This window comes from Amycolatopsis sp. CA-161197 (assembly GCF_050942255.1).
Classification (GTDB): Bacteria; Actinomycetota; Actinomycetes; order Mycobacteriales; family Pseudonocardiaceae; genus Amycolatopsis.
Genome location: NZ_CP192059.1, coordinates 6321442 through 6334890 on the forward strand (window position 1 = coordinate 6321442; position 13449 = coordinate 6334890).

12 protein-coding genes are annotated in these 13449 nt (G+C 71.1%); 3 read left to right on the top strand and 9 right to left on the bottom strand.

What is annotated here, in order from left to right:
- The first annotated feature begins 7 nt into the window (after positions 1-7).
- The 3 genes from ACQPXB_RS29505 (at position 8) to ACQPXB_RS29515 (ending at position 3218) form a co-directional block, all read left to right on the top strand.
- Positions 8-1411 (top strand): MmgE/PrpD family protein, encoded by a 1404-nt coding sequence (locus ACQPXB_RS29505; RefSeq protein ID WP_366588517.1) that lies wholly within the window; start codon positions 8-10, stop codon positions 1409-1411.
- Positions 1412-1559: 148 nt separating this feature from the next.
- Positions 1560-2327 (top strand): IclR family transcriptional regulator, encoded by a 768-nt coding sequence (locus ACQPXB_RS29510; RefSeq protein WP_220241916.1) that lies wholly within the window; start codon positions 1560-1562, stop codon positions 2325-2327.
- 36 nt (positions 2328-2363) lie between these two features.
- The gene (locus tag ACQPXB_RS29515) at positions 2364-3218 is read left to right on the top strand and encodes an HpcH/HpaI aldolase/citrate lyase family protein (RefSeq protein WP_366588510.1); all 855 of its coding nucleotides are present in this window, start codon (positions 2364-2366) and stop codon (positions 3216-3218) included.
- A gap of 62 nt (positions 3219-3280) precedes the next feature.
- Here ACQPXB_RS29515 and ACQPXB_RS29520 read toward each other — a convergent pair whose 3' ends face one another.
- The 9 genes from ACQPXB_RS29520 to ACQPXB_RS29560 all read right to left on the bottom strand — a co-directional run bounded on the left by ACQPXB_RS29520 (position 3281) and on the right by ACQPXB_RS29560 (position 13360).
- Positions 3281-4750 (bottom strand): dihydroorotase, encoded by a 1470-nt coding sequence (locus ACQPXB_RS29520; RefSeq protein ID WP_220241918.1) that lies wholly within the window; start codon positions 4748-4750, stop codon positions 3281-3283.
- A 26-nt stretch (positions 4751-4776) separates the two neighbouring features.
- The gene (locus ACQPXB_RS29525) at positions 4777-6204 is read right to left on the bottom strand and encodes an MmgE/PrpD family protein (protein ID WP_366588507.1); all 1428 of its coding nucleotides are present in this window, start codon (positions 6202-6204) and stop codon (positions 4777-4779) included.
- The gene (locus tag ACQPXB_RS29530) at positions 6201-7013 is read right to left on the bottom strand and encodes a cyclase family protein (RefSeq protein ID WP_220241920.1); all 813 of its coding nucleotides are present in this window, start codon (positions 7011-7013) and stop codon (positions 6201-6203) included. The genes ACQPXB_RS29525 and ACQPXB_RS29530 overlap by 4 nt, the downstream gene beginning before the upstream one ends.
- Positions 7010-8206 (bottom strand): CaiB/BaiF CoA transferase family protein, encoded by a 1197-nt coding sequence (locus ACQPXB_RS29535; protein ID WP_220241921.1) that lies wholly within the window; start codon positions 8204-8206, stop codon positions 7010-7012. The genes ACQPXB_RS29530 and ACQPXB_RS29535 overlap by 4 nt, the downstream gene beginning before the upstream one ends.
- A gap of 845 nt (positions 8207-9051) precedes the next feature.
- Positions 9052-9804 (bottom strand): pseudouridine synthase, encoded by a 753-nt coding sequence (locus ACQPXB_RS29540; RefSeq protein WP_220241922.1) that lies wholly within the window; start codon positions 9802-9804, stop codon positions 9052-9054.
- Positions 9794-10822 (bottom strand): SMC-Scp complex subunit ScpB, encoded by a 1029-nt coding sequence (scpB, locus tag ACQPXB_RS29545; protein WP_432856839.1) that lies wholly within the window; start codon positions 10820-10822, stop codon positions 9794-9796. Before scpB ends, ACQPXB_RS29540 begins: the two co-directional genes overlap by 11 nt.
- Before the next feature lie 71 nt (positions 10823-10893).
- Positions 10894-11958 carry a segregation and condensation protein A gene (locus tag ACQPXB_RS29550; protein WP_386954352.1) on the bottom strand — a complete coding sequence of 355 codons (1065 nt, stop codon included), beginning with the start codon at positions 11956-11958 and terminating at the stop codon, positions 10894-10896.
- A complete protein-coding gene (locus tag ACQPXB_RS29555; protein WP_386954349.1) occupies positions 11958-12359 on the bottom strand; it encodes a cobyrinic acid a,c-diamide synthase in 402 nt (133 codons plus the stop codon). The genes ACQPXB_RS29550 and ACQPXB_RS29555 overlap by 1 nt, the downstream gene beginning before the upstream one ends.
- On the bottom strand, positions 12356-13360 hold the full coding sequence (locus tag ACQPXB_RS29560) for a ParA family protein (protein WP_366588498.1): 1005 nt from the start codon (positions 13358-13360) through the stop codon (positions 12356-12358). Before ACQPXB_RS29560 ends, ACQPXB_RS29555 begins: the two co-directional genes overlap by 4 nt.
- Positions 13361-13449 lie beyond the last annotated feature (89 nt).

A 13449-nucleotide genomic window follows, 5' to 3' on the forward strand; every position in this document is an offset into this window, starting at 1 on the left:
GATCCCCGTGGAGAGCGCGTCACCGCCCGTGCCGACAGCCGGCGCCGGCCTCGCCGCGCGCCTGGGCACCTTCGCGGCAAGTATCCGCGAGCCCGCGGCCCCGGACGCGGTACGGCACCGGGTACGGGCGCTCGTCGCCGACGTGGTGGCCACGGCGGCCGCCGGTCTGGCCCGGCCCGACATCGCGGTTCTCCAGGCCACCTACGCGATCGGTGCCGGCCCCAGCAGCGTGCTGGGCCACCGGACGGGTTTCCCACCGGCCCAGGCGGCATTCCTCAACGCGATGCCGGTCGCGCGCGAGCAGCTCCAGGACGGGCACCGGCGCGCTCGCGGCCATCCGGCGTCCCACGTGGTGCCGGCCGTTCTCGCTGCCGCCGAGGCCTGCGGCGCCGATGGCCCAGCGACGCTGTCGGCCGTGCTGGCCGGCTACGAGACGGGCGTGCGGATCGGCCTCGCGATGGGCGGGACCCCGGCCGGGGTCCACGACATCGGGACCTGGGCGACGCTCGGGGCCGCGGCCGGCGTTGCCCACGTGCTCAGCGGTGGCGACGCGGAGACCATTGCCGGGGCCATCGACTCGTGTGCCGCGCTGACCACGGTGCCCGACGCGCCGGGGGTCTTCGACGGCTGGACCAGCCAGAACCTCTACCTCGCCTGCGCGGCACAGACCGCGGTCATCCACGGCCAGGCGGCCGCGGCGGGCCTCCGGGCGCAGCCGGGAACACTGGAACGCCACTTCGCCCGCTGGGTCGCAGCCGACCAGGGCGGATTCTCCGAGCGGCTGATCGCACTGGTCGCCGCCGGCGACTGGACCATCACCCAGGGGTACCTCAAGCGCCACCCCACCTGCGCCCTGCTGCACGGCGTCAACGACGCCGTCGAGGACCTCGCGACCCGTCCTTACCGGCCCGAAGAGATCGCCGCGGTCACGGTCCGCACCTACGCCGCGGCGGCCGCGTTCGACAACGTGCTGCCCCGCAGTGAAATGGCCGCCCGGTTCAGCATCCCGTGGAGCGTGGCCGCCGGTCTGGTCCTGGGCACACTGCGGACCCACGCGTTCGAGTCCGGCACCCTCCGCGTCACCGCGGTGCGGGATCTGGCGGCTCGGGTGCGGGTGGAACACGACCGGACCCTCGACGCCGGGTATCCGGCGGGGCGCCCGGCCACGGTCACCGTGCGGTTCACCGACGGCACCCAGCTCACCGCGTCACGCGACGGCGCCCCCCGCGGTGACGGGCCTGACGCGGTCGACGACCCGGTGGTCGGTCAAAAGGCCGCGACGCTGCTGACCGACGCCGTCGGTGAGAGCGGGGCGCGGGCAGTGCTCGCTGCCGTGGCCTCTCTCGGCCAGGACGGCCCGATCCCGTTCGGCCTCGTGCTGCGCACGCTCGACGTACGACGGCCGTCGTGAAAATCGGCACCGGCCGCACCGGCCGGCCCCCGGGCCCCTCGGGTATCGCGCCGGGAGCGCGATCCGCGGATCTGACGGGCGAACGTGATCCGCGCCGACCTTGCCTCGTTTCGTGAGGCCGAACTTGTCCGGAAGAAAAGGGGATCCTGTGGTTCGCGAACGGACGGTCGAGACTCCGGGGGGTACCGAGGCCGCGGACCGGGTCGCCGACGTCCTCCTCCTCTTCGCGCGGTCCGACAGTCCGCTCGGGGTATCCCAGATCGCCCGTGACCTGTCCCTCAGCAAGGCCGTCGTCCACCGGATCCTGCAGTCCCTGGTTTCCCGCTCACTGGCCAAGGTGGCGCCCGGTGGGTCGTCCTATGTGCTCGGACCGGCGGCGCTGGGTCTCTCGGCGCGGGCGTGGAGCCAGATCGACGTGCGCAGCATCGCCTCGCCGATCCTTCGTCGGCTGCGAGACACCACCCGGGAGACCACGACCCTCTCGGTGCTCGTCGGCAACGAGCGGATCTACCTCGACCAGTTCGAATCTCCCGAGGAGGTGAAGATGGTCATCGAGATCGGGCCGCGTTACCCCCTGCACTCAGGTGCTTCGAGTCGCGCGATCCTCGCCTTCCTCTCGCTCTCCCTCATCGACGAGGCGGTCCGCCAGCTGCGCGCGCGGCGCGCCGGTCTGGACGAGAACGCCTACCGCGACGGCCTGGACCGGGTTCGCGAGCACGGATATGCCACGTCCATCAACGAGCGCAACACCGGCGCCGCCTCCATCGCCGCACCGTTCTTCGACTCGGCCGGCAACGTGATGGGCTCCATCAGCTCCTCCGGTCCGGCCTTCCGCTACGCGATCGAGGACCACGAGGAGCACGCGGCGCTTGTGGTCGAGGCGTCGCACGCCATCACCCAGCGTCTGCGCGGCTGACCCAGCCCCCGACCCGACAGCCCAGCAGGAGACACCGTGCTGCCCCGCTCGTTCCTCTACGTTCCCGCCTCACGCCCGTCGCTGTTCGCCAAGGCCTCGACCGGGGCGGCCGACGCCGTCATCCTCGACCTCGAGGACGCGGTGCCGGTCGCCGAGAAGAGCGCGGCCCGCGGCGCGGTCGCCGCCTGGCTGGGCCGGGACCGCCAGGCCCCGGGAGCCGAGGCCGGCGCCCAGACCTGGGTCCGGGTCGACGCGGATCGGCTCGCCGATGATCTCGAAGCCGTCGTCCGTCCTGGCCTCGACGGCATCGTGCTGGCCAAGTGCTCCCCCAAGTCCATGAGCGAGCTCGCCGCGCGGCTCGACGGGGCCGAAGCCGAGCAGGACCTGCCCCCGGTGCCCGTCGTCGGGCTGGTCGAGGACGCGGCTTCGGTGCTCGCCCTCGGCGAGCTCGCCGCCCATCCCCGCCTCACGACACTCGGCCTGGGCGAGGTGGACCTGCTCGCCGCCCTCCGGATCGCCCGCACCACCGCGACCGCCGACGCGATCACCCAGCTCAGACTCCAGGTCGTGCTCCACTGCGCCGCCGCGGGCCTCGCCGCACCGGTGGCGCCCACGTCGGTCGACTTTCGCGACCTCGACGCCTTCCGGCGAACGACCCGGGAGCTGGCCGACCTCGGCTTCCGCTCACGAACCGCCATCCATCCCGCCCAGGTCCCCGTGATTCACGAGGTGCTGGCCCCCACCGCCGAGGCGGTGGCCGCGGCGCGTGACGTCCTCGATCGGTTCTCCGCGGCCCAGGGCGGAGTGACGCTGGATGCCGCGGGACGGTTGATCGACGCAGCCGTGATCAGATCGGCCCGGGAGACGCTCGCACGCCGTCGGGATGACTGAGGGACCGGCCGGCGCCTGACGGCGCCGACCGGTCCCCCTGGGAGATCTTGGATATCGGTGCGTCAGGCCTGACCCGAGCGCTTCACGAACCGGCCCGTCGGGGTGCCGACGATCTTCTCCGCACGCAAGACCTCGGTGCCGCGGACCCAGGTGTCGGTCACCTTGGCCGTCAGCTCGAAGCCCTCGAACGGGGTGTACTCCTGCGTGGAGAGCGAGTCCTGCGCGTGCACGGTGTAGTCGACCGTGTCGTCGAGCAGGCAGAAGTCGGCGTCGTACCCGACGGCGAGATCACCCTTGCCGCGCAGCCCGAACCGCTCGGCCGGGCTCTTGGCGACGAGTTCGGCGATGCGCGGGTAGGACAGACCACGCTTGCGGCCTTCACTGACCATGCCCGCCAGCAGGTACTCGGTGCCGCCGAAGCCGGATTTGGCCACGAAAACGTCCTCGCGGGGCTCGCCGAACTTGGTCTCGTCGCGGCAGCACGCGTGATCCGAGGTGACCCACGAGAAGTGGCCGGCCAGCAGGTGTTCCCACAACGACTCGACGTCTTCGCGGGAGCGAAGCGGCGGGTTGACCTTGCCGCCGAGGTTGGCGGTCGTGAAGTCGGCGAGCAGGTGGCCGACCGTCACCTCGCGGCGGAAGTCGATGTGCGGGAAGGTCTCCTGCATCATCATGGCGGCCTCGATCGCCTTGCGCGAGGTCAGGTGCAGCAGGTTGATCTTGGGCAGCTCGGTCTCGTGGGCCAGGTAGGAAGCGATGGTGATCGCCAGGCCCTCCGAGTGCGGCGGCCGCGAGGCGCTGTACGCCTCGAGGCCGGTCAGCTTGCCCTCCTGCTCGACCAGCTTGGTGTAGGCCCGCATGATCTCCGCCGTCTCGCAGTGGAGCGACAGCGAGATGTTCTCGCGGTCGGCAGCGAACCGGGGGTCGCGACGCGCCTTCTCGATGCCCCGCATCACGAACTCGAAGTGGGCCAGGTCGTAGGACTCGTCCTCGGGGATCATGAGGAACGAGCTCTGGTCGCTCGAGCGGCCGTGCAGCCCGTGGCTGCCGTAGAACATGAAGATCTTGAACGAGGGCACCCCGAACTCCCCGATCAGGTCGGGGATCTCGTCGATGTGCTCCTTGAGGATCGGCGCCACGTGGAACGCGTAGTCGATGAAGGAGCGGCCCTCGGCGGCTGCCAGCACGTCGGGGAACACTTCGCGGTACGGCCCGGTCCGGTTCATGTAGTAGGCACCGGTGCGGATGTAGGTGATGCCGGTCGTGACACCGCCCTGCGCCGAGGCCTGGCTCTCCGAGCTGGTGTCCTCGCCGAGTTCGTTGTAGATGCCCCAGTGCTGGTGGACGTCCACCACACCGGGGAAGAGGTGCTTGCCGGCGGCGTCGACCGTCTCGGCTGCGCGCTCGGAGTCGATGCTCGGCTCGAAGGCGGCGAACTTGCCGTCCTTGACGGCGACGTCGAGGCGCTCGGGGGCATCGCTCGCGGGGCGCACCACCTGGGCGTTACGGATCACCAAGTCGAATTCAGCCATTTTCCCTCATCCTTCGGTTGTTCGTCCTACGTGCGAGCTGGGTCGTCGACCTTCGTCAGGGAAGCGAGCAGCTCCATGAGGTCGGTGCAGTCCTCGAGCGTGCGGCAGGCCGCCGCGAGTTCGTCGGCCCGATCGGGAGGCAGCACCCGCCGGGCGTTGTCGTGGAACTTGGCGGCCAGCTCTTCGAACGAGAGCGGTCGCTGCGGGCCACCGCGGTTCGTGAACACCTCGGCCACCACCTCGCGGCCGTCCTTGAGCCGCGCCGTGAGCACCGCGGGGAACTGGTGCGGGAAGATCTCCGTGCACCGCTCGTCGGCCGTCACGTCCACCTTCGCCATCAACGCTCTTCGCTCGGGGTCCTGCGCGAGTTCGTCGGTGTAGTCGTCGAGCCCGGCACCGAGACCGGAGCCGCCCAGCAGGCCGAGCACGACCGCGTAGGGACCGCTGAACTGGGCCATGTAGCCGGTCTGCGGCGTCCGCTTCACCTCGATCGGCTCCCCCACCGTGCGCAGGTTCTGCGCCGGTACGCCGAGCTGGAGCGAGACGATGTCCTCGACCCGTACGCCGTCCGCGCGCAGCTGCGCGGCGGCGTCGACGGCCGCGTGCGTGAAATGGTTCGCCGGGTAGGGCTTGAAGAAGATGCCCGGGACCGACCACTCGGTCCCCAGCCCGTCGACGATGGCCGCCGGGTCGAAGATGCCGTGCAGCCAGGCCTGGAAGAAGCCGAACCGGCCCTCGAGCACCGTGGGCGGACCGGTCAGGCCGAGCTTGACCAGCTCCGCCGCGGAGACAGCCGCGTGCGCCGCCCACCCGCAGTGGATCCGCTTGACCGTGCCGCCGGTGCGGTTGGCCTCGATGATGCCCGAGGCCAGCGAGGCCGTGACGCCGAGCGCATCGACGACGGCTTGCTCATCGCCACCGGCGAGCAGCGTCGCCGCGACCGAGGCACCCATCGCGCCGCAGATCGACGTGGCGTGCTGGCCGTGCTCGAAGAAGACGGAGTTGTTGCTCGCCTGGTCGTAACCGGCCATGCCGAGCCGGACGCAGATCTCGATCCCGATCGCGACCGCCCGGATGAGCTCACGACCGTCCGCGCCGGCACGCTCGGCGGCGGCCAGTGCCGCAGGGACGACCGAGGCGCTCGGATGAAGGACCGACGGCAGATGGGTGTCGTCGTAGTCGAGGGAGTGAGCGAGGACCCCGTTGACGAAGGCGGCCATGTTGGCGGGCAGCCGGCCGGGCACACCGACGGCCGAGGCGGCGCCCGTCCCGCCCTGGCTGGCGGCCCACTCCCGCGCGGAGCGGCTGGTTTCGAGCGTGCTGGCGGCGGCGGCGATGCCGAGGATGTCGAGCACCCGCATCTTCACGCTCTCCACGACCTCGGCCGGGAGGTCGTCGTAGGACGTGCCGGCCGCGAAGGCGCCGAGCTGCTGGGCCAGGGTCTGCTCGCTCACGCGGTACGCACCGCCAGCGGGCGCACCGGCGACCCGGTCGCGCCGTAGATGTTGAGCGGCACCAGCACGAGCGTGAACTCCGCCCACCCGCGGCCGGCCAGCTCCTCGAGGTCGAGCGCCTCGATGAGGTAGATCCCGCTCTCGACGAGCAGGACACGGTGTGCCGGCAGCAGCGCGTGCCCACCACCGGGCGCGAGCCGCTCGAACGCGATGGTGTCGGCGCCGGCGGCGTGGATGCGCCGCTCGGCGAGCCACTGAGCGCCGGCCTCGCCGACCCCCGGGACCCCGGACGGCCCGCCCACGTAGGCGCCGCCCTCGGCGAACTTCGTGCCCCAGCCGCTGCGGATGAGCACCACGTCTCCCTCACCGACACCGCCGTCCGCGTTCTTGGCGGCCGCTTCCAGGTCGCCGACGGTGATCTCGTAGCCGCCGTCGAGGCAGCCGACTCCGTGCAGTCCCGCGATGTCGAGGAGCACACCACGGCGGATCATCGGCGCGATGGAGTGAACGCCGAGCGCGTCGTACTTGCCACCGACCCCGGCCTGCATCGCGTCGACGCCGCCGAACATGAGCCCGTCGTGCGAGACGTGCGCCAGCGCGTCGATGTGCGTGCCCACGTGGCAGCCCATCGTGATCATGTCATTGGCGGCGCTGCCCCCGTCGGCACGCGTCATGTCGCCGTGGCGGCGCGGCAGGGTGTGCCAGAACTGGGGGTGGTTCGGGGACTGGGGCATGCCGACCCGCAGCTGTCGTCCCAGGTCGACCACGTCCAGCCCGCCCTGAACCGCGCTGAGCAATGCATCGGTCATCGGATGATCCCACTCTCCTTGAGCTCGGCGATCCGGCCGGCCTCGAGGCCGGCCTCGGTCAAGACTTCGTCGGTGTTCTCGCCCAGCCCGCGGCCGGTGAACCTGATCGCCCCCGGCGAAGCGCTCATCCGCCACATCACGTTGTGCTGCAGCAGCGGCCCGAAGTCGGCGTCGTCGACCTCCAGCAGCATCTGCGTCTCCCGCACGTGGGGATCCTCGACCAGGTCGCGGGCGTCGTAGACGGCGGCGATGGCGGCACCGGCCTCGGTGAAGGCGCTGATGACCTCGTCACGGCTGCGCTGCGCGATCCAGCTGCCGACGTAGTCGTCGAGCAGGTCGACGTGCGCCGCCCGGCCGCCGCCGGTGGCGAACCACGGTTCGCTGATCACCTCGGGATGGCCGACCAGCTCCAGCACCCGTTCGGCGATCCGCTGGGCGCTGGTGGAAACGGCCACCCACCCGCCGTCCGAGGTCCGGTAGGTGTTGCGCGGCGCGTTGTTGGTCGACCGGTTGCCATGGCGCTGCTCGACCTCGCCGAGCTGCTGGTAGATCGTCGGACCGGGCCCGACGGCTGCCATGATCGGCTCGAGCAGGCTCATGTCGACGACCTGTCCCTCGCCGGTCCGGTCGCGGTGGCGGAGCGCCATCATCACGGCCGACGAAGCGGCGATCCCGCAGATGCTGTCGGCCAGGCCGAAGGCCGGCAAGGTCGGCGGGCCGTCGGGCTGCCCGGTCAGCGAAGCGAAGCCGCTCATGGCTTCGACGAGCGTGCCGAAGCCGGCCCGGCCGGCGTAGGGACCGGTCTGGCCGAAGCCGGTGAGCCGCACGAGCACCAGCCCGGGGTTCTCGGCGAACAGCGCGTCGGGGCCGATGCCCCACCGCTCGAGGGTCCCCGGACGGAAGTTCTCGACGACGACGTCCGCCGTCTTCGCCAGAGCACGGAACACCTCGCCGCCGCGCTCGTCCTTGAGGTCGAGGGCGACGGTCCGCTTGTTGCGGCTGATCTCCTTCCACCACAGCGGGACGCCGTTCTTGCTCCGGCCGTGGCCGCGCATGTTGTCGCCGTTGCGCGGGTGCTCGATCTTGATCACGTCGGCACCGAAGTCACCGAGGATCTGACAGCAGAACGGGCCCGCCAGGATCGTCGACACGTCGAGCACGCGTAGTCCGTCGAGAGCTGCCGCTGAAGCCACTCGAACCTCGTTCCGTCAGAAGAAACACTCCATCTGGCGACGACTGTAGCCGGAACGGGCGTCCACCTGAAGAGGTCGAGTCGAATCTGCGGACATTGAGGCTATCCCCACATGCAAGCCCGACCAGACCGCTGTGATCACCCGCGGTCGGATCAATGACTTCCCTGTCGATCACGTTCCGCTTGCCGGAACGGCGATGGGCGCGCACCCCGGCGCCGGTAGGTGATCGAGCGGCAGCCCACCACTTGCGCGGCCGGCGACCGGGAGGTGCGGCGGCTCGACGGCGCCGGCCTCGTCTGGCCGGCGCGCCACGGAGCCGTACTGGTCCGGCGGTGTCCGGAGGGAAGGAGAAGGACGGCCGCGCGGGCCTCGGCGATCCGGTGTCCCAACGGGACGAAATCGTCGGCGCGGCCTTGTCTCACAACGGGATCATGGCTCCCTGCAGAGCTGATGACGGGGCGATCGCAGCGCGACGCCGAGCCTCGCGCGTGTCGCAGCGAGGCCGGCTACGTGATCGGGCTCCAGCGTCTGGTCGCCGGCGACGGCCGGACTCGCGCGAAACGATCGGAAGGTGTGCCGCACTCGCGGGACGGGGCCGGGCTCGGGAGTCACCCTTCCCCCGTCCGGGGCTTGAGTGCCGCGGCAGGTGCGGGGACGGGCGGCTCCTGAACGAAGCCCGCTGTCGAGCCGCGGCGTGACCTCGTCCGTGCAGACCTCGGTTCAGCCCGCCGTTAGGCCACGACGATCCACCGATGCGGCCGGTCGCCGCAACTTCGACCCGACCGGCTCGACGCCGCCGGCGAACCCGGGGCGTCGATCAGGTCGCCAGGGTGGAAAGCCGGTGTTTACAGGTCCACGTTTCGGTACAGCGAGCCGACCTCACCGCGGTTGAGCCTGCGGATCGTGCCGGGGCGCTGGGCGCCCAGCTGCACGTCGCCGATCGCCGTGCGCACGAGCTTGCGCACGGGGTGGCCGGTCGAGGCCATGAGCCGGCGCACGATGTGCTTGCGCCCCTCGTGGATCACGAGCTCGATCATGCTGCGGCCGGAGTGCATGTCCTTCACGCGGAACTGGTCGACCTTCACGATGCCGTCGGGCAGCTCCCAGCCCGCGCGCAGCTCCTTGCCGAGCCCGCGCGGCACGAGACCCTCGACCTCCGCGAAGTAGGTCTTGAGCACGTTGTACGACGGGTGCATCAGCCGGTGGCCGAGGTCGCCGTCGTTGGTGAGCAGCAGCAGGCCTTCGGTGTTCTCGTCGAGCCGGCCCACGTGGACGACGCCGGGGGTCTCCTCCCAGCGGCCGCGCAGGTAGTCGCCGACGCATGGGCGGCCGCGGTCGTCCGACATCGTCGAGTGCACGCCCTTGGGCTTGTTGAAGGCGAGGTACACGAGGTCGTCGCGCAGGTTCACGCGCGTGCCGTCGACGTGGATCACGGCCTCGACCGGGTCGACGCGGCGGCCCAGCTCGGTGACGATCTGGCCGTCCACCTCCACCCGGCCCTCCACGATCAGGTCCTCGGCCGCGCGCCGCGAGGCGATGCCGGCCTGGGAGAGGACCTTCTGCAGCCGGACGCCGTCGGGGTGCTGGTCAGATGTCATCGATGGTGTCCACTTCGGGTAGCAGCGGAGCGATCGGGGGCAGGTCGTTCAGCGACGACAGCCCCAGTCGCTCCAGGAACAGCTCGGTCGTCACGTACAGCGTGCCCGTCGTCTCCGGGTCGGTGCCCATCTCTTCGATGAGGCCGCGGGCCAGCAGGGTGCGGATCACGCCGTCGACGTTGACCCCGCGCACCGCGGCGACCCTGGCCCTGGTCACCGGCTGCCGGTACGCGATCACGGCGAGGCTCTCCAGCGCGGCCCGGGTCAGCTTCGACCGCTGGCCGTCGAGCAGGAGCTTCTCCACGAACGGGGCGTACGTGTCCCTAGTGTAGAACCGCCACCCCTCACCGACGCGCCGCAGGTCGATCCCGCTGCCCCGCTCGGTGAGCCGCTGCGCCATCGTCCGCAGCGCGACGGTGACCCGCGCCACCGGCTGATCCACGGTGTCGGCCAGCATCTGCTCCCCCGCCGGCGAGTCGACGACGAGCAGCAGCGCCTCGAGCGCGGCCTCCAGCGCCTCGTCGGACGTCACGTCGGGCAGGTCGCTGACCGGCTCGACGCCTTCCTCCGGCTCGGGCTGCTCGGCTCCGGCTGCCGGGTCGACCGGCTCGCCCTCGCCCGATTCGGCTTCGGGGCTCTCGGTGGCGGAGTCGGTTACCCGCTCGGCGGACTCGGCTTCCGGCTCAGCGCTCGCCTCGACGGCCTCGGGTTCCGGCTCAGCGCTGGGCTCGGCGGGCTCGGCTTCCGGCTCGGTGGACTCGGGCTCCGGGTGCGCCTCGCTCGCCTCGGCGGCCTCGGTGTCGGCGTCGGCTCGGACCTCGGTCGGCTCGACGGCCTCGGGTTCCGGCTCGGTTTCCGCCTGACCTTCGGTCGCCTCCGGCTCGGCCTCCTCCGCGCTCGCCTCGGCCGCCTGCGGGGTGCTGTCGCTTTCGGCCGCTTCGCCGTGCGAAGCCTCGGCGGCGTCCTCCTCCCGCGGCGAACCTTCCGGCGCGGCACCGTGTTCGGGCGGCTCGGACACCGAGGTCTCCGTCGGCACGACCTCGTCGAGGTCGATCGCTTCGACGGCCGGCGCGCGGTCGTCTTCGGTGCTCACCCGTACTCCTCTTCGTCGGCCGCGGCGCGGTCGTGTTCGGCGGCGACCGAGGCCTCCGCGACGCTGCCGCCGGTCCAGCGCACATGGAGCTCGGCGAGCGCCTCGAGCTGTTCGAACTGCACCGTCGACTCGCGGTACAGCTCCAGCAGCGCGAGGAATCGCGCGACGATCTCCACGGTGTGCTCGCAGTCCTCCACGAGCTCCTTGAACGTGGCCTGCCCCGCCTCCGCGAGCTTCACCCGCAGCAGCGCCGCGTGCTCGCGCACGGACACGCGGCCCATGTGCAGGTGCGCCAGCGACACCGTCGGCGGCGGCTTGGGCTTGAAGACCGAGACGGCGATCTCCGCGAACTTCTGCGGGGTCACGCCGAGCATCACCTCGGGCAGCAGCCCGACGTAACGCTCCTCCAGCGCCACCGAGCGCGGGTAGCGTCGCAGCGCGCCCTGTTCAAGCTCGCCGAACAGCGCCGCCACCTGCTTGTACGCGCGGTACTGCAGCACCCGCGCGAAGAGCAGGTCGCGGGCTTCCAGGAGTGCGAGGTCGTCCTCGTTCTCCACCTCGGCCGACGGCAGCAGCCGCGCGGCCTTGAGGTCCAGCAGGGTCGCGGCGATGACCAGGAACTCCGTGGTCTCGTCGAGGTTCCAGTCAGACCCGAGCGCACGCGTGTAGGCGATGAAGTCGTCGGTGACCGTGTGCAGCGCGACCTCGGTGACGTCGAGCTGGTGCTGCGAGATCAGCTGCAGCAGCAGGTCGAAAGGCCCCTCGAAGTTCTTGAGGCGCACCTTGAACTTCGAGGTGCTGAGCTCCTCGGCGTAGCCCGCCGGGATCGTCCCGCCGTGCACGGTCTCGTGCTCGACGGGCTTCTCCTCCGCACCCGGCGTGTCTTCCGGGAGCGGAGTCCCACCCGCCGACTCACTCTGGGCCGCGGTCTCGGCCGGGCCCTCAGTCTCTGCCGGGCCCGAAGTGTCGTCCGGGAGCGGAGTCTCGTGCTGGATCGGCGTCTCGGTACCCGGGGCCGCGGCGTCCGGCTCCGGCTGCTCGGCCGATGCCGGTTCGTCCATCAGCCCTCGGTTCCGCCTTCTTCTTCCATCGCCTGCAATCGCTGGACCAGCACCGACTCTTCACCGCGCTGGTCGAAGTCCGCGATCAGCACGGCCACCGCCTCGCGCACCAGGCGGCCGCGGTCGACCACGAGGTTGTGCTTGGCCCGCAGGTTCAGCCGGGTCTGCTCCATCGCGAGCAGCTCGTCGCCCGAGACGTACACGGTGATCTTCGCGTCGTGCTTCGTGCGGCCGGAGCCGCTGCGCGCGGCGGCGCGGCTGAGCTGGTCGGCGTCCGCGCTCTTCTTCGGGAGCGGTTCGGCCGGGGCGGGCGCCGCCGGGCGCTCGAGTGCCGGGCCGGCAGGACTGGAGGTGAGGCGGAAGAGTTCCGACGCTCCGGGCAGGGAAGCGCGCCTGCTCACCGAGCGATCACCTCGCGAGCCAGCGCGCGATAGGCTGCCGCGCCGGCCGACTTGGGGGCCCAGGTCGTGATCGGCTCACCCGCGACTGTCGTCTCGGGGAACCGCACGGTGCGGTTGATCACCGTGTCGAACACGATGTCGCCGAATGCCTCCACCACGCGAGCCATGACCTCCTTCGAGTGCAGGGTTCTCGGGTCGTACATCGTGGCGAGAATCCCCGTGATGTCCAGTTTGGGGTTGAGGCGTTCCTGCACCTTCTCGATCGTGTCGATCAGGAGCGCGACGCCTCGCAGACTGAAGAACTCGCACTCCAGGGGGATGATCACACCGTCCGCGGCGGTCAATGCGTTCACCGTCAACAGGCCGAGCGAGGGCTGGCAGTCGACAAGAACATAGTCGTAGTCGTTCATGACCGGACGAAGGACCCGTAACAACGTGTGTTCGCGCCCTACCTCTGCGACGAGCTGGACCTCCGCCGCGGACAGGTCGATGTTGCTCGGCAGCAGGTCAACGCCGTCGACGCGGGTTTTGCGGAGCACGTCCTCGATGCCGACTGAGCGCTCCATGATGACGTTGTAGACCGTCTGGTCCAGCTCGTGCGGCTGGATGCCGAGACCCACCGACAGGGCGCCCTGCGGGTCGAAGTCCACGAGCAGCACGCGACGCCCGCACTCGGCGAGCGCCGCACCCAGGTTGATGGTCGACGTGGTCTTGCCGACGCCGCCCTTCTGGTTGCACATGGCGAGCACCTTGGCCGGGCCGTGGTGGTCCAGCGGCGCCGGTTCGGGGATCTCGCGCAGCGGCCGGCCGGTGGGGCCGATGCCGCTCTCTTCGCGCTCCTTCGCGCGCGCCCGGGCTCTCTCGGCGCGGCTCAGGCGCGGGCTGTCGGACGGTTCGTCGCCGTCGTGGTTCGCGGGGGTGGCGATGTGCGCCTGGGAGAGGCTCGCCGCGGCCGAACCGGCGGACGCGGCCGGGCGCTCCGGCTGGTTCGGTGTCGACATGGCGGGAAAGCTCCTTGTTTCGGCGTCGGAGGCAGCCTATGCGGGGAGTCGGAGCCCCGGCAAAGCGCCGCGCCGGGCCGGGCGCGCGA